This is a genomic window from Flavobacteriales bacterium, from assembly GCA_016779935.1.
Taxonomy (GTDB): Bacteria; Bacteroidota; Bacteroidia; order Flavobacteriales; family UBA7312.
Map to the genome: position 1 here is coordinate 166,714 of JADHMQ010000002.1, position 21,871 is coordinate 188,584.

19 protein-coding genes are annotated in these 21,871 nt (G+C 35.2%); 10 read left to right on the plus strand and 9 right to left on the minus strand.

Annotation, left to right across the window (positions count from 1 at the left end):
• Positions 1-62: 62 nt before the first annotated feature.
• The 3 genes from ISP73_02610 to gcvP form a co-directional block, all read right to left on the minus strand.
• Positions 63-1,943: a T9SS type A sorting domain-containing protein gene (locus ISP73_02610; GenBank protein ID MBL6657478.1), complete on the minus strand. Its 1,881-nt coding sequence runs from the start codon at positions 1,941-1,943 to the stop codon at positions 63-65.
• 69 nt (positions 1,944-2,012) lie between these two features.
• Entirely contained in the window at positions 2,013-3,884 is a 1,872-nt protein-coding gene (locus tag ISP73_02615; GenBank protein MBL6657479.1) for a T9SS type A sorting domain-containing protein, read from the minus strand.
• 100 nt (positions 3,885-3,984) lie between these two features.
• Positions 3,985-6,867, minus strand: a complete 2,883-nt coding sequence (gene gcvP, locus ISP73_02620) for an aminomethyl-transferring glycine dehydrogenase (protein ID MBL6657480.1) — start codon at positions 6,865-6,867, stop codon at positions 3,985-3,987.
• 73 nt (positions 6,868-6,940) lie between these two features.
• Here gcvP and ISP73_02625 point away from each other — a divergent pair, with 73 nt between their 5' ends.
• Genes ISP73_02625 through ISP73_02640 form a run of 4 tightly spaced genes read left to right on the plus strand, consistent with a single transcriptional unit; the run spans position 6,941 to position 11,642 of the window.
• Positions 6,941-7,807: a hypothetical protein gene (locus tag ISP73_02625; protein MBL6657481.1), complete on the plus strand. Its 867-nt coding sequence runs from the start codon at positions 6,941-6,943 to the stop codon at positions 7,805-7,807.
• Between the two features lie 9 nt (positions 7,808-7,816).
• Positions 7,817-9,085: a kynureninase gene (gene kynU, locus ISP73_02630; protein MBL6657482.1), complete on the plus strand. Its 1,269-nt coding sequence runs from the start codon at positions 7,817-7,819 to the stop codon at positions 9,083-9,085.
• Positions 9,082-10,419 (plus strand): FAD-dependent monooxygenase, encoded by a 1,338-nt coding sequence (locus ISP73_02635; GenBank protein ID MBL6657483.1) that lies wholly within the window; start codon positions 9,082-9,084, stop codon positions 10,417-10,419. The genes kynU and ISP73_02635 overlap by 4 nt, the downstream gene beginning before the upstream one ends.
• Positions 10,416-11,642 carry an MFS transporter gene (locus ISP73_02640; protein ID MBL6657484.1) on the plus strand — a complete coding sequence of 409 codons (1,227 nt, stop codon included), beginning with the start codon at positions 10,416-10,418 and terminating at the stop codon, positions 11,640-11,642. The genes ISP73_02635 and ISP73_02640 overlap by 4 nt, the downstream gene beginning before the upstream one ends.
• Here the strand turns inward: ISP73_02640 and ISP73_02645 are convergent.
• On the minus strand, positions 11,587-12,024 hold the full coding sequence (locus ISP73_02645) for a hypothetical protein (GenBank protein ID MBL6657485.1): 438 nt from the start codon (positions 12,022-12,024) through the stop codon (positions 11,587-11,589). The two genes, ISP73_02640 and ISP73_02645, sit on opposite strands and share 56 nt — an antisense overlap.
• A gap of 39 nt (positions 12,025-12,063) precedes the next feature.
• Complete coding sequence (locus ISP73_02650) at positions 12,064-12,705, minus strand: MBL fold metallo-hydrolase (GenBank protein ID MBL6657486.1); 642 nt, start codon at positions 12,703-12,705, stop codon at positions 12,064-12,066.
• Between the two features lie 47 nt (positions 12,706-12,752).
• Here ISP73_02650 and ISP73_02655 point away from each other — a divergent pair, with 47 nt between their 5' ends.
• Positions 12,753-13,121: a sulfite exporter TauE/SafE family protein gene (locus ISP73_02655; protein ID MBL6657487.1), complete on the plus strand. Its 369-nt coding sequence runs from the start codon at positions 12,753-12,755 to the stop codon at positions 13,119-13,121.
• Entirely contained in the window at positions 13,118-14,293 is a 1,176-nt protein-coding gene (locus tag ISP73_02660) for an amidohydrolase (protein MBL6657488.1), read from the plus strand. Before ISP73_02655 ends, ISP73_02660 begins: the two co-directional genes overlap by 4 nt.
• On the opposite strand, the gene recQ is transcribed toward ISP73_02660, so the two are convergent.
• Positions 14,290-16,479: a DNA helicase RecQ gene (recQ, locus tag ISP73_02665; GenBank protein MBL6657489.1), complete on the minus strand. Its 2,190-nt coding sequence runs from the start codon at positions 16,477-16,479 to the stop codon at positions 14,290-14,292. The two genes, ISP73_02660 and recQ, sit on opposite strands and share 4 nt — an antisense overlap.
• A gap of 92 nt (positions 16,480-16,571) precedes the next feature.
• Here recQ and ISP73_02670 point away from each other — a divergent pair, with 92 nt between their 5' ends.
• From ISP73_02670 to lptB, 3 genes are read left to right on the plus strand one after another with little or no spacing between them, the layout of a single operon-like run.
• The gene (locus ISP73_02670; GenBank protein MBL6657490.1) at positions 16,572-17,540 is read left to right on the plus strand and encodes a KpsF/GutQ family sugar-phosphate isomerase; all 969 of its coding nucleotides are present in this window, start codon (positions 16,572-16,574) and stop codon (positions 17,538-17,540) included.
• On the plus strand, positions 17,540-18,340 hold the full coding sequence (gene tatC, locus ISP73_02675) for a twin-arginine translocase subunit TatC (protein MBL6657491.1): 801 nt from the start codon (positions 17,540-17,542) through the stop codon (positions 18,338-18,340). Before ISP73_02670 ends, tatC begins: the two co-directional genes overlap by 1 nt.
• Complete coding sequence (lptB, locus tag ISP73_02680; protein ID MBL6657492.1) at positions 18,340-19,065, plus strand: LPS export ABC transporter ATP-binding protein; 726 nt, start codon at positions 18,340-18,342, stop codon at positions 19,063-19,065. The genes tatC and lptB overlap by 1 nt, the downstream gene beginning before the upstream one ends.
• On the opposite strand, the gene purS is transcribed toward lptB, so the two are convergent.
• Positions 19,054-19,317, minus strand: a complete 264-nt coding sequence (gene purS, locus ISP73_02685; protein MBL6657493.1) for a phosphoribosylformylglycinamidine synthase subunit PurS — start codon at positions 19,315-19,317, stop codon at positions 19,054-19,056. The genes lptB and purS overlap by 12 nt on opposite strands.
• Positions 19,314-19,970, minus strand: coding sequence for a CDP-alcohol phosphatidyltransferase family protein (locus tag ISP73_02690; GenBank protein MBL6657494.1), 657 nt, complete (start codon positions 19,968-19,970; stop codon positions 19,314-19,316). The genes purS and ISP73_02690 overlap by 4 nt, the downstream gene beginning before the upstream one ends.
• Before the next feature lie 96 nt (positions 19,971-20,066).
• Here ISP73_02690 and lnt point away from each other — a divergent pair, with 96 nt between their 5' ends.
• Complete coding sequence (gene lnt / locus ISP73_02695) at positions 20,067-21,590, plus strand: apolipoprotein N-acyltransferase (GenBank protein MBL6657495.1); 1,524 nt, start codon at positions 20,067-20,069, stop codon at positions 21,588-21,590.
• 2 nt (positions 21,591-21,592) lie between these two features.
• Here the strand turns inward: lnt and ISP73_02700 are convergent, their stop codons facing one another.
• A complete protein-coding gene (locus tag ISP73_02700; protein ID MBL6657496.1) occupies positions 21,593-21,871 on the minus strand; it encodes a hypothetical protein in 279 nt (92 codons plus the stop codon).

Sequence of the window (21,871 nt, forward strand, 5' to 3'; positions counted from 1 at the left end):
AAAATTTTGAGCAAAAAAAACAGACTTATTAAAGCCTGTTTTTTTTTAGAAACTGTAAAAATTTACTGAATTGTAATCTTTTTAGTTGATGAAGAGTTTAAGTCATCCGTTATTGAAATAAAATAAACGCCTTTTTTGAGGTGACTTAAATCAAGTGACTTATTAATCATGCCTGCATTGTTTATTTGTTCACTATACACAGATTGCCCTAATATACTTTTTACTTCAAGTACAATATAACCAGTATCATGCAAGTCTAATTGCACTTTAAATACACCCTTATTTGGATTCGGATAAATTGCAAATTTCAGATTATTTCCTTGCTCATTTACATCTGTGTTTATACCAATCACACTTGGGTCAAAATTTAGCCTTAAGCATGGGGCAAAGGTAGTGTATAGCCATGTACCAGGGTCAATACCTTCTTGAATACCATCAATATCCTGTACAAGGCTTTCACCATTATTAGGGTTGCTTCCAGAGGTACTCATGTACACAGTATCTGTACTATTGTATTCGGCATATAAAGTTGGAAGAACCACCTGGCCAGCATCTAAAAGTACTGGAGGATCTAAAACTACATCAAACCACTCTTCGGTTTGAGAACCTAAGTCTAATACTTCAGTTTCAGTTAGGTAACTCACTTCTCCAGAATTTGGGTCAACGGTATTAATAACGATTTTTCCTGTAGCTGTAGAAGTAGTTCGTTCACTCAATCTTAACGTTATGGCATATACTGTTGCTGTATTATAGATATCAAAAACATTTCCAAATTGTCTATTTCCATCTCCATTTAGTGCATATCTTCCAAAATTCACCACATTATTACCGTTATCTCTGGCGTAAACATATTCTGTAACTTGAAATCTTTGTGTTAGAGTGTCTGTTGTAATATAGTAATTGTCGTCTTTTCCTGTAATTGAACCAAAATAAACACCCGTATCTGAAGGAGTAAAACCATCATTAACAAACATAGTATCTCTACTTCCAGACTCAATAGTGTAACCGTAGCTTTCAGCATTAAACCCTTCTGACTCAATAGAAGCGTCAATTCTTATACTATCAATAACATTAAAGCCTACATTTTCTAAAATTCCACCGAAAAAGTAAGACGTTTGTGAGATTTGCTCTAGTGGCATTACCCTATAGGAAGTTCCTCCAAAATATGAACTTGGCACTCTGTTGTAGCTAGTCAAAATATTTGACGAATAGGGTTGGGTTTTGATGATTTTAACATCATCAATCATCCAAAAATAGTGTGAAGCAGTTTCAGCATCATTAGCCCAGTCGAAACGAATTTGAACACTGTCATTCAGTGCAGCCATTTCAGTAATTATAATTTCAACTTTTACGGTTCCTGATAAAACATTTACCGAGCCTAAATCATTCACTTGAAAACTGTTGGCAGCTAACCAACCGCTACCATTATTAATAAAGACGGTAAGTTCATGAGATCCAGAGCAGCACCATCTATATGCATGCTCAAATGACAGCGTTACGTTTGAGTCGTTTGACAAATCTATATAAGGTGATGTCAATGAACCTTTACGGTTTGAGTATGCAGCGGTTGGCAGTCCAGCATTGGAGCCATCTGCATCAAAAATCATCCATCCATTATCCGCAGATTCAGATTCTAATAAGTAAGGTTCATCTCCTGCATAATCGCCATTAGATCCGTCTAAATCGTATTCCCAAACGGCACCGTCAGAACCTTGAGTAGTCCAACTTGGATCTATGGAGTTATTATTTCCGTCAAGACCTTCTCTAAAATCTTCATACCATATCACATCAGCGCTATCCGCTACAGTATTTGCTGCAGATTCTTCTAACTGATTGAAATTATTGACTTTTTTTGGAGTGTTAACTATACTATTTATTTTATGCTGAGAGTATGCCGACAAACAGAAAGTTGTTGTTACAAAAAACAGTAAAATTCGCTTCATAATTCTTTGATTTAATTAAAAAAAGCAGAGGTTAGTCTGCTTTTTTTGTTGTTAAGGTTAAGTATATAATTATTGAATAATTATCTTTTTAGAAGAGCTTAATCCAGTTTCGTTTGTTAATGAAATTGTATAAACCCCTTTTTCGTAGTTTGATAAGTCAATTTGAGTACTTCCATTATTGATAGTTTGGCTGTACACTACTTGACCTAATACGTTTTGAACTTCAATTTCTTGCTTATCATTAGATGAAGCAGAGATATTAAATATTCCATTGTTTGGATTAGGGTAAACGTTGAATTTGATAACATTTTCCTCATTAACAGATGCAGGAGGAGTTAATGTTGGATCAAAGTTTAATCTTACCATGGCTGTTGAAGTAGTATAATACCACTCGCCTGGATCGCCACTCACACCATCAATATCTTGTAAGAGAGTTTCGCCTGGTTGAGAGTTACCAGTTTGTGCAATAACTAAAGTGTCAACAGCATCGTAATTAGCGTAGATTGTTGGTAATACAACATCTCCAGCCATTAATTGAACTGGCACATCAAAAACAAAATTCATCCAGTCGTCAGTCATTGAACCAACGTTCATTTCAGCTGTTTCAGTTAAGTAAGAAACGTTTCCTGTTTCAATATCCACCATATTCAGAACACCTTTAGCCATACATCCAGGCGATGTCGCAGGGTGAATTCTTACTTTAATACCATATACCATTGCCTCTTTGTATATGTCATAAATGTTGCCTCTTTGCTCTGTACCATCATTGTTTACAAATGAACCGCCACTGTATCCGCCATTGAAATCAGCGTCATCTCTAGCGTATTCGTAATCAGATACATTGAACTGAACAGTTTTTGTTTCTGTTTGAGTACCGTTAGCATCTGAAGCATAAATTTCAGCTTCGTAAGTGCCGTTAGCCGTAGCAGTAAATACATCGTTACAGTAAAATGAATCTACTAATAATGAAGTTGTATTTTCAGCAAAACTTTGAGAAGTAAAGCCTTCTGAAGAAATAGACGAATATAACCTTGCACTATCTAAGGTATTAAGACCCATATTTTTTACATATCCTGCAAAATTATACGCTGTTGCACTTGCTTGTTCAAGTGGTACTGTTTGGTAAGTCGTTCCTCCAAAATATGCACTTGGGAAAAGCTGTAGATGCTCGTTAAGTTTCATAGCATACTCAGGTAGAGGATTTACTATGATGTCATCAATTGCAAGACCACTTGCCCAGCTTCCGTTGTCAGACCAAGTGAATCGAAGAACTACATTTGTATCTGCATAGTATTCGCTTAAATTATAAGCAGCAGATTGCCACGCTTGAGTTTCTGGTAGAGGACCGCTTAAATCTGAGAAGTTAACTCCACCGTCAGTGCTGATTTCAACGTATGCATCACCACCCCCCCAGTTTTTGTCATGATAAAATTCAAATTGTAGCCACATTCCTGAATCACCTTCTGCAAAGTTTAGTGAAGGAAGCTCAAGAACTTCTAATGTAAGGTCGCAATTGTTGTTTTCTCCTGGAGTAGCTCCACCTGGTAGACATGCATCATCGTTAGTCATTGCAAAAGTAGTGTGGTCGTCTACATATGTCCAGTAGCCACCAGCACCAGCATCTTGGCTGTTACCTGTGTAAAATCCTTGAACTTGAACATTACTGCCATCAACAGGAACATAATAGTTTTCTTCGAGGCTTGAAGTGCTCATATCAGCAGGTAAGCTTGGAATACTTACATCTTCAAAATTTTCACAATAAAAATAAGCTGGATTACAGTCTAAAGATGATCTAAGCTGTATGGTATTAGAAAATACTTTTGGGATAGTAGAATCAATTACTTTTTTTGGTGCTATTTTCAATTCTTGTGAGTTAACGCCTTGGGCAAAAACGCTACCAACAATTAAAAATGAGCATAATACTGAATAAAATGTTTTCATTTGTACTTGTTAATTTTCGGTTAAGTGTTAGCGAATTTACAGCCTTTTTAGAAAAAATCCTAACTTAATTTACAAGTATTTTAGATTATTTTATAGTATTTTAAACGTAATTTTCAATTGAAACGCATGAGCAAACAAGATTTCTATCGCCATAAGCATCGTCAACTCTACTTACGCTAGGCCAAAATTTATTTTTTGAAACATAATCTACTGGGAAAGCAGCAGCTTGTCTTGAATAAGGTTTTGTCCAGTTGTCAGAAGCAATTAAATTGATGGTGTGAGGCGCATTTTTTAGAAGATTATCAGTCTCATCAAAATCACCATTAGCTATAGCATTTATCTCATTTCTAATGGACGTCATAGCTAGAATAAAACGATTTAGTTCCTCTACACTTTCACTTTCAGTTGGCTCTACCATTAAAGTTCCTGCAACAGGAAAAGAAACTGTAGGTGCGTGAAAGCCGTAATCCATCAGTCGTTTAGCAATATCTGTAACTTCAATTCCAATCTCTTTGAATGGCCTACAGTCCAAAATCATTTCATGAGCAACTCTGCCTTTTTCATTGGCGTACAGAATGGTGTAATGTTCTTTTAATTGTTCCTTTATGTAGTTGGCATTTAGTATTGCCACTTTTGTTGATTTTGTTAAACCTTCTTCACCTAACATTTTAATGTATGCATAAGAGATACACAGCACCAAAGAAGACCCCCATGGAGCTGCTGAAATAGAGGTGATGGCTTGTTCGCCACCCGTTTGAATTAAAGGATTGCTTGGCAAAAAGGGTTTGAGGTGTTCCACAACACCAATAGGACCCATGCCTGGCCCACCACCACCATGAGGAATGGCAAAGGTTTTGTGTAAATTTAGATGGCATACATCGGCTCCAATTTTTGCTGGATTTGTTAAGCCTACTTGTGCATTCATATTAGCTCCATCCATATATACTTGACCGCCATGCTTATGAATAATCTCTGTAACTTCCATTACATTTTCCTCAAATACACCATGTGTGGAAGGATAAGTAATCATCAGAGCTGCTAGATTTTCACTATAGGTTTCTGCTTTCTCTTTTAAATCATCAAGGTCAATATTTCCCATTTCGTCACATTTGGTCACAACAACTTTCATGCCTGCCATAGTAGCAGAAGCGGGGTTTGTACCGTGTGCAGATGAGGGTATCAAGCATATGTTTCTATGTGATTCGTTTCTGCTATTGTGATATGCTCGAATTACCATTAGTCCAGCATATTCTCCTTGAGCTCCAGAATTTGGTTGTAAGGACATTCCTGCAAAGCCAGTTATTTCACATAAAGATTCTTCTAATTCGTGAAACATGATGTGGTAACCTCTTGCTTGGTTGATTGGTGCAAAAGGGTGTATGTTACTAAATTCTACCCAACTTAGCGGAAAGAGTTCTGATGCGGCATTTAACTTCATAGTACATGAACCCAAAGGAATCATAGAATGATTAAGGGCTAAGTCTTTATTTTCTAAACGCTTGATGTATCGCATCATCTCTGTTTCACTGTGAAAGGAATTGAAGACTTCATGTTGAAGGAAGTCACTTTCTCTGTAAAGTTCAGTAGGGATAAATGCATTGGCATCGGTATAGTTGCCATTTAACACTTTGTTAATCAATTCACTTGGGTCGGAATGGTTACAGCTTTTTGCGAATACACTTAGAATGTCATTTATATTTTTTAGACTATCTTTTTCGTCAATAGAAATGGAAAGGTGTTTGTCGTCTATATAGTTGAAATTCATTTTGGCATCTTCAGCAAACACTTTTAAGGTTTCCATAGATACATTTTGAATATCAACCAACAAGGTATCGAAATAGTTTTTGTTGAGCTGTTTATAACCTAAGTCGGTAAGTCCATAAGAAAGAATACAACTTAAATGGTGTATTTTTCGAGCAATATTTTTCAATCGTTTTGGTCCATGATAGACGCCATACATTCCAGCCATTACTGAAAGTAAAACTTGAGCCGTGCAAATATTTGATGTTGCACGTTCTCTTTTGATGTGTTGTTCTCTTGTTTGAAGAGCCATTCTCAAAGCTCTATTCCCTTCAGCATCTATTGTTACTCCAATAATTCTTCCAGGAATATTTCTTTTATATTTTTCTTTTGTGGCGAAGTATGCCGCGTGAGGACCTCCATAGCCCATTGGTATTCCAAAACGTTGTGTAGTCCCAACCACGACGTCAGCATCCCATTCTCCCGGAGGGGTTAGAAGGGTCAGACTCAATAAGTCAGCTGCAACTGCTACACCCACCTCATTGTTTTTCGCATCTTTTGCTAGAACTTTATAATTTTCAATATTTCCATGCTTACAAGGGTATTGAACAAGCATACCAAATACATCTTCTCTTGAAAAATCAAATTCACTGTGATCAGCAATAATAAGCTCAATACCTATTGGATTAGAACGTGTCTTGAGAACGTCAATCGTTTGAGGCAAACAATCTTTTGAAACTAAGAACACATTTGCGTTGGACTTTTTCTTGTCTCTTGGTCGTGCATTAAAGAGCATTAGCATAGCTTCGGCAGCAGCAGTGCCTTCATCTAGAAGTGAAGCGTTAGCAATTTCCATTGCTGTTATGTCAGTGACCATAGTTTGATAATTCAATAAGGCTTCTAGTCTGCCTTGAGCAATTTCTGCTTGATAAGGCGTATAGGCAGTGTACCAACCTGGATTTTCTAGAATATTTCTTTGTATTACTCCAGGCAAAATAGTGTTGTAATAGCCTAAGCCGATATACGAACGGTAGTTTTTATTTTTTCGGCCCAAAGACTTCATATGGTCTAAAAGCTCAGATTCACTCATAGCGTCTGGTAAATCCATCTTTTCGTTTAGACGAATTGAGTTCGGAATAGTTTGTTCAATAAGTTCTTCAATAGTAGAAACTCCTATCGAGTTTAACATTGATTCTTGGTCGCTTGAGTTAGGACCTATGTGTCGTTCAGAAAATTGATTCATCGAAAAAATATTTGCTGGTACAAAAATATAAAATGACACTGTAAACTAAGCTACTATTTTATATTTTTGATAAATGTCTTGGCTAATAAAATTGAATAACTTTTTTCTCATCAGTAATCTATTCATTTCAGCCTGTGTAGTCGCCCTTTGTCAAAGCTCAGCAATACTTCTAAATGTTGATGTAAGTCACATATTACCATTTGTATTTTTTTCTACCTTATTTAGCTATAATTTTCAGCGATATGTGAGGTTCAAATCTTCCGACAATAAATTTAGTCAATTGGCATGGCTAAAAAATCAAGAAGGCTCACTTCAAATCATTACAGTTCTTTCATTTGTACTTACTATTTATTTTTCGTTTTCGCTTTCTCTTCATTCCCTCTATGTTTTAGTGCCAGCTGTATTTGTAACACTATTGTATCCATTTACCTTTAGTTTTTTTGGACGTAGTATTGTATTAAGAGAAATGCCTGGGCTTAAAATCTTTTTGATTGTCATTGTCTGGACAATTGTCAGTGTCGGCTTGATAATTACTGAAAGTGATATTCCTTTCTCTATTGAAGTTTGCGTATTAATTGCAAGCAGATTCTTTTTTGTGTTATCAATTACAATACCTTTTGATATTCGCGACTTGAAGTATGATAAGAATTCTATGAAAACAATTCCTCAGTTATTTGGAGTTGAAAAATCAAAGCAATTAGCATTTTGGTCATTGGCTTTATATGAGTTAGCATCCATAATACATTTTATACTTGCAGATTTTTCACTCCTATTTTTAATTGCTTTACTCTTAACATCCCTTTATGTAGGACTGTTGATTTATAAAACAAATGAAGAAAACAACGGAAGTTTCTTTACTTTTTGGATGGAAGGAAGTAGTTTATTAATGTATTTACTTCTTTTTATTATCCCAATGGCTTTTGGTATCTTCGCACCATAATTTTACGCTATGCAAAACTCGATAGAATTTGCTTTACAATCTGATAAAACAGATGAATTGTCTGCTTACAGAGATAAGTTTCATATCCCTGCTGTTAATGGTCAATACGCACTTTATTTTACTGGAAACTCATTGGGTTTGCAACCCAAAAGTGTCAAAACTCATTTGATGCAAGAACTGGATGATTGGGCTGAATTTGGTGTTGAAGGTCATTTTGAAGCTAAAAACCCTTGGGTTTCTTACCATAAAATATTGAGTGAGCCTTTTGCTAAACTTGTTGGCGCTCAGCCTAAGGAAGTAGTTGCTATGAATGGCTTGAGTGTAAACCTACATTTAATGATGGTGTCCTTTTACCAACCACAAGGGAAGCGTACCAAAATTATTTGTGAGGCGAAGGCCTTTCCATCTGACCAATATGTGCTTGAAAGTCAAGTTAAATTTCATGGTTTAAAGCCAGAAGATGTAATCGTAGAAGTCAGCCCTCGAGAAGGCGAACATTGTATAAGAGAAGAAGATATTCTTTCGTGTATTGAAGAAGTTGGTGACGAATTGGCTTTGGTATTTTGGGGCGGTGTTAATTACTATACTGGACAAGTTTTTGATATGCCAAAAATTACAAAAGTAGCTAAAGGTGTCGGTGCCTATGTTGGTTTTGATTTAGCACATGGTGTTGGAAATGTTTCTCTTGACCTTCACGATTGGGGTGTTGATTTTGCGTGTTGGTGTTCTTATAAATATTTGAACTCAGGTCCTGGCAGTGTTTCTGGCGTGTTTGTACATAGCAAACATGAAAATAATACTGATTTACCGCGCTTCGCCGGCTGGTGGGGGCATGATGAAGAGCGTCGCTTTTTGATGGAAAAAGGATTTGTTCCCATGCAAGGAGCACAAGGTTGGCAATTGTCTAATGCGGCTGTTTTTTCTATGGCACCTTGCAAAGCGAGTATGGATATTTTTGATGAGGTAGGTATGCCTAAGCTCATTGAAAAAAGCAGAAAGCTGACTAATTTCATGGAATTTATTTTCAATGATATTTCCTCACGCTATGATAACTGTAATTTTGAAATCATTACTCCTAAAGAGGAAAAGTACAGGGGCTGTCAGTTATCGATTTTAATGCATGGGCAAGGCAAAGAAATGTTTGATTACATCACAAATGAAGGAGTGATAGCCGATTGGCGAGAACCTAATGTAATACGTTTAGCTCCCGTTCCATTATACAATAGTTTTGAGGATATTTTCAAATTAGGACAAATCATAGAAAACGCAATATCATGAGAAAAAAAGTAACAATTGCAGGTGCTGGTCTAGTAGGCTCCTTAGAGGCTATTTACCTCTCTAAAAAAGGCTTTGATGTAGAGGTCTTTGAGCGTAGACCAGATATGAGAAAAGTACAATTGGCAGCAGGTCGTTCAATTAATTTAGCCTTATCAACTCGTGGGTGGAATGCACTCAAAAAAGTTGGTGTAAATACTGAGGTTGAGAAAATGGCTATACCCATGTATAAAAGGGTTATGCATGCCGTTGATGGCACTCTTACAGACCAGCAATATGGGCAAGATGGCGAAGCTATTTTTTCCGTTTCTCGTGGTGGGCTTAATCAATTGCTAATGAATTTAGCAGGTGAACAAGACAATGTAAATATGCATTTTAATTACAGATGTAAAGATGTGGATTTACAAACAGCATCTGCCACTTTTGAGCATAAAGATGGGACAGAAAAAGTAGTGGATGCTGATATGATTATTGGTGCCGATGGCGCTTACTCTGTCATTCGTTCCAAAATGATGAAGCAAGATAGGTTTCAGTATTCACAACATTATATTGAACATGGTTACAAAGAGTTAACCATTCCAGCTAATTCGGATGGTTCTCATAAACTTGAGGTAAATGCCTTGCATATATGGCCAAGAGGAAATTATATGCTTATAGCCCTTCCCAACATGGACGGTAGCTTTACCTGTACATTATTCTTTCCTTTCGAAGGGGAACATTCTTTTAATAATTTAAAAACCGAAGATCAAGTTTATAATTTCTTTAAAGAAGTTTTTCCAGACACCTTAGATTTAATACCTAATCTGGTTGAAGAGTATTTCAATAATCCGACTTCTTCTTTAGCTATTATGCGTTGTGACCCATGGGTCGTTGACGATAAAGTATTATTGATTGGTGATGCTGCACATGCTACTGTTCCATTTTATGGACAAGGTATGAACGCTGGTTTTGAAGGCTGTTTCGTCTTGGATGAATTAATGGATAAACATGGTGATGACTTTATGAGTTGTTTCAAGGAATATTCAGAAATTAGAAAACCTGATGGGGATGGCGTACAAGATTTATCATTACATAATTTTATTGTTATGCGTGATAAGACCGCCGACCCTCAATTTTTATTACAGAAAAAAATAGAACTTCAGTTTTCTAAAAAACACCCTAAAAAATGGTTGCCTCTTTATTCGATGGTGTCGTTTAGTAATATTAGATATTCAGATGCTTGGAAAATTGGACAACATCAAGAAGAATTGATGAAAGAAATCATGAGTATTCCTAACATTGAGAACATTTGGGACAGCGAGGTAGTAGAAGAGAAGATGTTAAGCTTACTTGATTGAGAAAAGTTCTAAAAGCATATGCCGACTTAGAAGAGCACGTATTGTTCATGATAAAAGCTGAATTTTTTATTCAGCTTATCGGTGCGGCATTTTTTCTCATACTCAACATTTACCTTGCAAAATCGGGCTTCACTGACCCTGAAATTGCTAATTTTATTTCTTATAGATTTTTAGCGGTTATGGTTTTGGCATTTCCTCTTGGCTTTTACATTAAAGGAAAACGACTAAAGCCTTTTTTTCTAGTTGGTAGTTTTGGTGTACCCTTCGTAGCTATAGCTATGGTGTTAGCTATTTCAAAAGGATTTTATTCGATTTTACCCGCCTTATTTATTTTATGGGGAGTAGTGTTTACCTGCTTTCAAGTAAGTAGTTTGCCTTTTATAATGAGAACTACCAAAAAAGAAAATCAATCTCACGCTATTTCTTTAAATTATGCTACCCATAGCTTTGGTACCATAGCCAGTAGTATCATCATATTTCTTTTGGGAGGCATCTTTAGTAGTTTTGATGAGGGAATGATTTTAATAGTTATTTCTATTATTGGATTAGCAGGGATTTATTTTTTATTACAACTCAAAGAAGACGATGTTGTATCCGATAAAAAAGGTATTCAATGGGCGTCTTATGATTGGTGGTTAGTGACCAAAGCTATTGTTCCAACCATAATTATTTCGGTTGGAGCTGGTCTAACCATACCCTTTATAAATCTCTTTTTCTATCATATTTTTGATGTGGACTCTTCTGATTTTGCTTTGATTGGAGGAGGAGCTAGTTTGTTAGTCGCTACGATGGCTCTTCTAGTTCCTAAGGTAAAAGATATGCTTGGTTTTAAGTTGGGTATTACCTTAACGCAATCCATTGCTGTAATTGCTTTGGTTGCTTTGGCTACAACTGAGTTTTTTGTGGAATATTGGTTGGCATTACCATTAGCCATTCTGTGTTTTTGGATACGAACTCCATTAATGAATATGGCAGCACCAATGACTTCCGAATTAACAATGAATTATGTTGGAAAAAATAACCAAGAAATATTAAGTGCTATCACCGCTGCTATTTGGAGTGGTAGCTGGTATTTTAGTTCTCAGATTTTTCGGTTTTTGAAGGGAATGGACTTGCCGTATGCCTACATATTTTATATCACTGCTGGTCTTTATGCATTTGGTGTATTTACCTATTACCTTTTGATTTTGGACTACGAGAAGAAAAATTCTTTAGAAAGTTAAATATCATTTTCTTCTGACGTTTTGATAGATTGGTTGTTAGTATCTGGTGTCGTATGCCATTGTTTTCGAAATGTATGGATTTCCAATCTTCTTTGATTTCAGAAATAAACTCGATGCTTGCCTCTTGCACTTCTTTTTCGACATCTAATTTCCATTTGATCTTTTGATCATCGTATTTGAAATAGAGTTTATTAATATTAAATACGCCTCCTAAAATACCTGCTGTTAATCCACAAGTAATGCCAACTAAATATGGAATTGCAGAATCATCACAGCTAGAAAAAATGTGTAGAAAGGAAACATCTATAATTATGTATGAGCTAATTAAAACGAATAAAGTTAAACGGATTTTTTGACTTTTAAAAATAGGTAATGTTTTCATGATGCTTTAAGATTGCGTTAATCTCAAATGTAAAAAAAATTACTTCAGAAAAGAATTGTTCATTTTTTCGAACCCTATACTTGTACTTGGACCATGACCGCAGTACACTTTTGTTTGTTCGTCCAGAGGTAATAATTTATCTTTTATGCTATTTATTAGTGTGTCGTAGTCGCCACCTGGCAAGTCAGTTCGTCCAATACTCATCTGAAAGAGAACATCGCCACCAATTACAAAATGCTGTTCTTTGGAATGTAGAACAATGTGTCCAGGAGCATGTCCAGGAGTGAATAATATATCAAGGCTACTATTTCCAAAATGTATTTTATCACCTTCTTTCAAAAATATTGATGGCTCTGGACTTTGTTCATAATTATGAAATCCGTACAGTTGACAATAATCCTTTACAGAATGTAATGTGGACAAGTCCTTTTCATGTATTTCCAAATCTAAACCCCATTTTTTCGCAACAAAATGATTCCCCAAAACATGGTCGATATGGCAATGCGTATTTATCAGTTTAACTGGCTCAAGCTCATTGTCAACAATGAACTTTTCCAATTTCAGCTTTTCATTTTCTTCATAGCAGCCTGGGTCTATTATGATACATGTTTTGCTTTCGTCAAACAGAATATAAGTATTCTCTTGGAAGCCATTGAAGGTAAAAGATTGAATTTTTATCATTGAGCAAAGATATTTTGAATTACATATCTTCGCAAGGAAATTATATTATGTCTTTTGTAACATTACTTTTTTTAGTTTTAATTAGTCTTTGCGCAGGTTTCCTCAGCGGATTTAGTGGTGTTGGTGGAGGAATTATTATCATTCCTTTGTTAATGTTGTTGCTGGGAATGGGACAGCACAATGCGCAGGGAACTAGTCTGGCCGTTATGCTACCACCAATTGGTATTTTGGCAGCATGGAACTACCATAAGGAAGGTTTTGTGAATTGGAAATATGCCCTCATTATATCTTTAGCCTTTGTTATTGGTGGTTATTTCAGCTCTAGGTGGGCTGTAAATATCGATTCAAAGACTCTGAAGAAAGTGTTTGGGCTAATGTTATTAATTGGAGGAATTAAACTTATGTTCTCAAAATGAGTCAGTTAAAGTCTAAAATATTAGCCTTAGCAGAACAGTATTTTAATGATACTGTAGATATAAGAAGGCGACTGCATGAATATCCTGAACTGTCGTTTAAAGAGTATGAAACCTCAACGTTTATTCAAGAAAAGTTATCAGAATACGGACTCGCTTTTAAATCTGGTTTGGTGGAAACAGGTGTTGTTGCCCTCATTAAAGGTAAAAATCCTGAATCGAAATGTATAGCTCTTCGAGCCGATATTGATGCTTTACCAATTCAAGAGATGAACAATCTTAGTTATGCATCTAAAAATGATGGTGTTATGCATGCTTGTGGTCATGATTTTCATACAGCTTCATTATTAGGCGTTGCACGAATTCTTAATGATTTAAAAGATAGTTGGGAGGGAAGTATGAAGCTTATTTTTCAGCCTGGTGAAGAAAAATTACCTGGAGGAGCGTCCTTAATGATAAAGGAAGGCGTTTTGGAAAACCCTAAAGTCAATAAAATTATCGGTCAGCATGTTTCACCAGAGTTAGACTGTGGTATTATTGGAATGAAAGAGGGTATGTTTATGGCTTCTGCTGATGAAATTTATATAGATGTTATCGGTAAAGGAGGTCATGCTGCTATTCCAGAAGGGCGAATAAACCCATTAGTTATTGCTTCCAAATTAATTACTAAACTTTACGATAGATTTGATTCAGTTAAAGATACCCCTTCGGTATTGTCTATTGGAGTAATTCAAGGTGGTAGTGCTGGAAATATTATACCAGAAAAAGTAAGTATGCAAGGTACTTTTAGGGCGATGAATGAAGATTGGAGATCTGAAGCACATCAGATTATCGAAGAGATATGTTCTAGCACTTCAAAAGAAATGGGCGGTAAGTATGTTCTTGAAATCCGTAAAGGTTATCCATTCTTGAAAAACGATGAGCATTTTACTGAACATTGTTTTACACAAGCTTCAGAACTTATGGGGAGTGATAGTGTGATAAAAATTCCTAAGCGAATGACCGCTGAGGATTTTGCCTATTATTCGCATCATGTGCCTTCATGTTTTTACAGAATAGGGGTCGGTGATAAAAATGGAAGTAGAAGGCACCTACACAACCCAAACTTCAATGTTGAGGAAGCTGCTTTAAAGCATAGTATTGGGTTAATGAGTTGGTTGGCAATTAAAGCCTAGTTGGCAACGTCAGAGATAAACTTAATTCTAAAAAGTCTCAATTCTTCATCTGTGTATTCGTCTTCTTCGAATTCACTTCTTGCTTCATCAAATGTTCCCTCTTTAGAATTTTTAAAGAAATCGATAAGTTCCTCTTCTTGATACTCATCAATTATTTCCTCTAAATAATAATTGAGATTTATTTTAGTTCCAGACTCTACAATTGTTTCAATTTCAGTGATGAGGTCTTCTACTGTGAGTCCTTTGGCGGAAGCAATATCTTCTATAGATAATTTTCTGTCTATGCTTTGAATGATGTACACCTTATTGCTTGATTGTTTAGCAATAGTTTTGATGACCATATCTTCAGGCCTTATAATATCATTTTCCTCAACATATTCTTTAATGTAATCTAAGAATGGCTTTCCAAATTTATTAGCTTTTCCTTGTCCAACGCCATGAATTTGACTTAACTCTTCAGTAGTTATAGGGTATTGATTTGCCATGTCAATTAAAGAGGCTTCAGAGAAAATGATATTGGGAGGAAGTTCTTTTGATTTGGCAAACTTTTTTCTGAGTTCTTTCAAATTTTTGAAAAGCACAGCATCTGCGGCAGCAGATTTTTGATTGCTATTAGCTGCATTTTTGGAGTTAATAGCATCATAATCGTGATCTTCTGTGAATAGCACTTCATACGATTCTTTCAAAAACTCTTTTCCTTTTTCAGATACTTTAAGAATTCCGTAACTCTCAATTTCTTTTACAAGTAATCCTTTAACTAAGGATTGACGAATAACGGCATGCCAAAACCCTTTTGATTTGTGACTTCCTTTACCATACTCCTCAAGGGCTTCAGACTTATGTTGTTTTATTAAGGCATTGCTTTCTCCAACCAACACTTTTACTACCTCTTTTGCTTTCAGTCTTTCGTTTATAGCCAAGACGCACTCTAATAGTTGAATAATAAACCTTTCTCCGTTAAATTTTGGTTTTGGATGTCGGCAATTGTCGCACATTTCATTGCAATTAGCTTCATCAAATTTTTCACCAAAATAGTGTAGAATGTATTTTCTTCTACACATGGAAGTTTCAGCGAAAGAAATGGTTTCTAATATATGTTGACGACCAATCTCTTGTTCAGCTACGGGTTTACCTTGTAAAAACTTTTCTAGTTTTTCAATATCGTTATAACTGTAAAAGGTTACACAGTTGCCTTCACCGCCATCACGCCCTGCTCTACCGGTTTCCTGATAATAGCTTTCTAAACTTTTAGGAATATCATGGTGGATAACGTATCGAATATCGGGTTTATCGATACCCATTCCGAAAGCAATGGTCGCTACAATAACATCCACATCTTCCATGAGGAAAGCATCTTGATGCTTAACACGTGTTTTATTTTCTAAACCAGCGTGATAAGGTAGTGCATTGATGCCGTTTACCTGAAGGGTTTCGGCAATTTCCTCAACCTTCTTTCTGCTTAGACAGTATACTATTCCAGATTTACCTTGATTTTGTTTTATGTACTTAATAATCTCTTTTTCTACATCAATTTTTGGTCTGATATCGTAGTAAAGATTACCTCTATTAAAGGAGTCAAAGAAAACAGGGCAATCTGTTATTCCTAGATTCTTTTGGATATCTTCTCTAACCTTTGTGGTAGCAGTAGCGGTAAGAGCAATAATAGGAGCACGTCCAATATTCTCTATTATTTTTTTTAGGTTTCTATATTCTCGTCTAAAGTCGTGACCCCATTCAGAAATACAATGTGCTTCATCTATAGCGTAGAATGATATTTTTTTATCTTTTAGATAGTCAATATTTTCCTGCTTTGTGAGGGATTCGGGAGCTACATAAAGAAGTTTCGTTTTGCCACTTTCTACATCCTCTTTTACCTTCGCCACGTCTTTTTTGGAAAGGGATGAATTGAGGACATGTGCTATTGAGTCGCTATCATTAAAACCTCTAATGGCATCCACTTGATTTTTCATTAATGCTATCAGTGGAGAAATAACTACTGCACATCCGTCACTAACTAAAGCAGGTAACTGATAGCACATAGATTTACCACCACCAGTGGGCATGATTACAAAAGCATCATTACCATCAAGTGTATTTTGAATAATGGCTTCTTGTTGACTTTTAAAACGTTTGAATCCAAAATATTTTTGAAGTTCATCCGTGAGAGATGTAATCTGTAGAGTCATTTAATTATAATCAAGCTAAATTTTGATACTTTTGCTTCAAAGTAATCCCTCTAAAATTAGAGAATTTATTTTATTAAATCAAACTTAGTCTATTGAAATCAATTAATGAAATAAAATCTATTGCAAAATCAACCATCAATTTAGAAGGTCAATCCATTCTAAAACTTCTTGAGTTTATTGACGATGATTTTGGAAAGGTTGTACAAGAAATTTTAAAATCTAAGGGGCGATTAATTGTTACTGGTATTGGTAAAAGTGCCAACATTGCACAAAAGATGGTATCTACATTTAATTCTACTGGACAGCCATCAATATTTATGCATGCGGCAGATGCTTTACATGGGGATTTAGGTAATATACAGTCAGAAGATATTGTAGTTTGTATTTCAAAAAGCGGTTCAACTCCAGAAATAAAAACACTTCTTCCACTTCTTAAAGAGATGGGAAATTCAATTATTGCTATTACTGGCACTTCTGATTCGTACCTTTCTCAACAATCCGATTGGACGATACTTTCTAAAGTTGACAAAGAGGCTTGTCCAAACAATCTTGCTCCTACAACAAGTACTACAGCACAATTAGTAATTGGTGATGCATTAGCTGTTTGTTTGCTTGAATGCAGAGGCTTTTCGGATATTGATTTTGCTAAATACCATCCTGGAGGGGCTTTGGGTAAAAAACTATTTTTAAAGGTTGACGATTTGTGCTCTGATAAATCTAAACCTAGTGTACCTGCAAATGAAACAATTCAAAATGTAATTGTAGAAATATCCAACAAACGATTGGGGGCAACGGCTGTTATTGAAAATTATCAACTCATTGGTGTAATTACTGATGGAGACATAAGGAGAATGCTCGAAAATGAAGGTGCTGATTGGAGCACTCTTAAGGCCACAGATATAATGTGTGATACCCCCAAAACTATTCAGTATAATGAGTTGGCATCAAAGGCTCTAACTATTATGGAAGACAATAATATTTCACAATTGATAGTTTGTAAAGGTGACACATACCACGGCATAGTACATATTCATGATATTCTAAAAGAAGGAATTTTGTAATGAGAAAAATAGGAGAGGAGAAGGAACATTCTTTTTTAGACCATCTTGAAATTTTAAGATGGCATCTTATTAGAAGTGCTGTGGCTATTTTGGTTTTCACTACATTGGCATTTGTATTCCCAGAGTTTTTATTTGATAAAATAATTTTAGCTGCCAAAAGTCCTGACTTTCCTACTTATAAATTTTTCTGTTGGCTATCTGAAACACTTCACTTTGGAGAAGCACTATGTATTGATGAAGCTCCTTTTGAATTAATGAATATACAGATGTCAGGTCAGTTTAGTACTCACATAGTATCATCCTTAGTAGCTGGTTTTGTATGTGCTTTTCCTTATGTATTTTGGGAAATATGGCGTTTTATAAAACCTGCTTTACATGGCAGTGAAAAAAAATATTCTAGAGGTGTAGTATTTTATACGTCATTGCTTTTTACTCTTGGAGTTTTATTTGGTTACTATTGTGTAGCTCCATTGTCGGTACAGTTTCTTGGTAATTATCAAGTTAGTTCTCAAGTAGTAAATCAGATAAATTTAAACTCATTTATTTCAACCGTAACTACTGTCTGTTTAGCAAATGGAATAGTATTTTTATTACCTATTCTTATTTATTTCCTCAGTAAGTTGGGATTGATTTCTCCCGAATTATTAAGACAATATAGAAAGCACTCCTTAGTTATACTTATGATATTAGCGGCTATCATTACACCCCCTGATATTTTGAGTTTAATTTTAGTGACTTTCCCACTCATGTTATTGTATGAATTAAGCATCAAAGTATCGGCTAAATTTCAAGATAAATAATGAAGTTAAACGCACAACATATTGTCAAAAAGTACCGAAATAGAAAAGTTGTTAATGAAGTTTCTCTTGAAGTAAATCAAGGTGAAATAGTTGGGCTTTTAGGTCCTAATGGTGCTGGCAAAACAACCTCGTTTTACATGATGGTTGGTCTGGTAAAGCCGGATGCTGGTAAGGTATTCTTGGATGCTGATGAAGTTACTGAAGAGCCAATGTATAGAAGAGCTCAGATGGGTATTGGCTATTTAGCTCAAGAAGCTTCTGTTTTTAGAAAGTTAAGTGTTGAAGATAATATTTTGGCAGTGCTCGAAATGACAAATCTGACTAAGGAAGAACAATCCAATAAGCTAGAATCTTTACTAGATGAGTTTGGGCTTCAGCATATTAGAAAAAGTTTAGGAGATTTGCTTTCTGGTGGTGAACGAAGAAGGACAGAGATAGCTAGATGCCTTGCGACTGATCCTAAATTTATACTTTTGGATGAGCCTTTTGCAGGAGTAGATCCTATTGCTGTAGAAGATATACAGCATATAGTATCAAAATTGAAAAACCGAAATATTGGCATTTTAATTACGGACCACAACGTTCATGAAACACTTTCCATTACTGACCGAGCCTACCTATTGTTTGAGGGTAAAATACTAAAGTCTGGTACTGCCGAAGAATTGGCAGCAGACGAGCAGGTTAGACGAGTTTATTTAGGTGAGAACTTTGAATTACGACGCTAATTCAACTTCGTGTAGTTCAAACTTATAGCCTTCCATAATCTGGTTACAAAGTAATTCTTTACAAGCTTTATCAACCTTTTCACTTGCCTCAGACTTATCTTTTGCTTCTATTTCCAAGCTGATGTGTTTGCCAATTCTTACATTGGTTATTTCTGGTAAACCAACATTCTTCATGCTGCCACTAACTGCTTTTCCCTGTGGGTCTAAAAGTGCCTTAAGAGGCATTACATCAATCTCTGCAATAAATTTCATTTTCTTGGATTATTAATGAGCGATAATACTGTATACAAAAGTATAATAATTGGCACAGCTACAAAATAGAAAAGCAATAATAATATTACACTTATTCCAACTAAGATAAATCGTGATTCGTTACCCTTCCAACTGAATGACTTAAACTTAAGTGCTATGAAGTTTATATTTGATACCATTAGCCAGCACAAGCCAATAACAAAGCCAATTAAAATTATTTTTTGCGACAAAAATTCTAATAAAACTCCCTCATTATCGAAGTGTGTAGCAATAGGGATAGATATAAAAAACAAAGCGTTTGCTGGTGTTGGAAGCCCAATAAATGCGTCTGACTGATTAGTGTCAATATTAAACTTTGCTAGTCTGTATGCTGAAAATAAAGGGATTAAAAAAGCGATATAGGCAATGTAACTAAATTCAGATTCATTAAAATACGATTGTGATTCGGACAAGAAAATAAGTTGGAACACAATTACACTTGGAGCTACACCAAAAGTGATTAAATCTGCAAGACTATCGAGTTGTTTTCCGAGTTCGCCACTAACCTTAAGTAGTCTAGCGAAGAAGCCATCAAAAAAGTCAAGAAAAGCACCACTTAAAATACAAAGTGAAGCCAAATATAAGTGGTTAGAATAAGCGTACTGAATAGCCAATAAGCCAAAAGATAAATTGCCTAATGTAAATAGATTCGGTATGTGTCTTAAAATGCCCAATAAAAACGATATTTGTTACTGCAATAATACAAAAAGATGTATCGTAACCTATTACTTAGCTTTGCTTCAGCTCTATTATTAGTTTTTTCGTGGCCTTCAGGCGGCTTTCCTTTTCTTATATTTTTCGCCTTGGTTCCATTGTTTTCTATTGTAGAGAATGCAACTAATAAGAAGCAAGTCTTTTTTCATTCTTTCATTGTATTTGCTCTCTGGAATTTAGGAACAACCTATTGGATTTATCATGCAAGTTTATTTGGTGTTATTGCAGCGATACTTGTAAATAGTTTATTAATGTCAACTGTAATTCTCCTTTTTTCAGTAGTTCATACTAAATTTAATGATAGAAGAGCATGGTGGGCATTGTTAACTTTTTGGTTAGGGTTTGAATATTTACACCACAATTGGGATTTATCCTGGCCTTGGTTGACATTAGGTAATGTATTTGCATCATATCCTAGTGTTATTCAATGGTATGAGTATACAGGAGTTCTTGGTGGCAGCTTATGGATTTTACTTTTTAATGTGGTTATTTATCATTCATTCAAGAATAAAAAAAGTTATCGATTACTAACTTCCATTTTGATTTTACCTTTTATATTTAATTTTTTCATTTCAACAGAAGAAAAAGGAGAGGAGGTAAATATTGTAATTGTTCAACCAAATATAGACCCGTATTTTGAAAAATTTGATGGGCTTTCCTCAATAGAGCAATTAGAAAAATTAATAGAAATAGCCGAAACAGAATTAGATTCAACAGTTGATTATTTAATAGGTCCAGAGACAGCAATAGTAGATGCTCTTTGGGAAAATAAAATAGAATATACAGGTGAACTCATTCGCTTAAGAGAATTAATAGAAAAGTATCCACAACTCACAATTATAGTTGGTGCTTCTACCTTTAAAGCCTTCGATTCTAATGAAAAAATAAGTGGAACCGCTCGAAAATTTCTTAACTCAGAAAACTACTATGACGTATATAATTCGGCTTTATGTGTTTCAAAAGATGGGTTGTCAATCTACCATAAGTCTAAGTTAGTTCAGGGCGTAGAGTTTACACCTTTTTCATTTTTACTGAAGAATATTGAGTTCTTGACCATTGATTTAGGTGGTATTTCTGGAAGTTTAGGAACTCAAGATTACAGAGAAGTGTTCAGAGGCAAAGCTAATGTTGCACCTATTATTTGTTATGAATCTATTTTTGGAGAATTTACATCTGAATATGTTCGAAATGGATCGGATTTATTTACAATAATAACTAACGATGGTTGGTGGAAGGATACGCCCGGATATAGGCAACATTTGAATTATGCTAGTCTTCGAGCTATTGAGTGTAGACGACCAATTGCTCGTTCTGCCAATACTGGCATATCAGCTTTTATAGATATTCGAGGAAAAGTCTTTCAGCCAACAAAATGGGATGAAGAGCTTGTTATAAAAAGAACATTGAGTACTCATTCAGTCAGCACTTTTTATGTTCGTTTTGGCGATTATATTGGAAGAATATCGGCCTTTATAGCCGTAATGTTTATTTGTTTTACTCTAGCTAAAAGAAAAGATTGAGATTACTCAGAAGTAACATCTTCTGAATTACTTACTTCTAGAATTGAATCAGTAGACATTGTAGTGTCCATTTCAATAACAATTTCTTCTTCAACAATTTTAGCCACAAACGGATTCATTTGAAGATTAACCTCCATATTAGTATTTGAAGATTCAATAGAAACAGATGTATTCATCTGAGAATTATAAACTGTAGGAGCAGAATTGGTAATGTTATAAAATCCAAATCCAAAGGCTGCTAACACTAGTACTGCAGTGATGATAAATTCGCTTTGTTTCAT